The sequence below is a fragment of the Streptomyces sp. SID12501 genome, from assembly GCF_010550245.1.
GTDB lineage: Bacteria > Actinomycetota > Actinomycetes > Streptomycetales > Streptomycetaceae > Streptomyces.
The window spans coordinates 1-508 of the sequence record NZ_JAAGLU010000441.1 but is presented as its reverse complement, the minus strand read 5'-3'; the positions used below and the strand labels follow the sequence as shown (position 1 = coordinate 508).

2 pseudogenes are annotated in these 508 nt (G+C 73.6%); both read left to right on the top strand.

The window, feature by feature from the left end:
• Positions 1-249, top strand: a pseudogene (locus G3I71_RS46670) (hypothetical protein); the annotation flags it as partial.
• A gap of 56 nt (positions 250-305) precedes the next feature.
• Positions 306-508 (top strand): annotated as a pseudogene (locus G3I71_RS46665) (hypothetical protein); the annotation flags it as partial.

Here is a 508-nt window from a genome sequence, read left to right as displayed (position 1 = left end):
TGGGGCCTGTGGGACGACGAGGCCGGCATGGCCGCCGGACTCGACGAACAGGACCGTCGGCGCATCGAACGCGGCAACATGAACGCACTGTCGCAGGCCGACGGACTGGCCCTCTTCGACGCCGCACTGCGGGCCGACACGGCCCCGCACGAGGAGGACGAACCACGCACCCCGAGCCTCCTCGTGCCCGCCCGACTCGACCTGGCCGCCCTGCAGGACCCACCTCGGACACCGAGGCGGTCGTCCTGACCGCTGCGCTGGACTTGCTACTCACCGAGGGCGCAGCGGCGCTCTCCGCGCAGCGCTTGCACACCGCCACCGGGGTGTCGCGGTCGACGATCTACCGCCACTGGCCCACCCCTCACGCGGTACTGGCGGCGCTGATCGAGGTCGCCCCGCGCCCCGCACCCTCCCAAACGGGTGAGGCCCGGACGGATCTGCACGCCGGGGTGGACGCGCTCTGCGACCGCCTGCGCGACACGCCGGTCGGCGGCGCGCAGCACGCGAT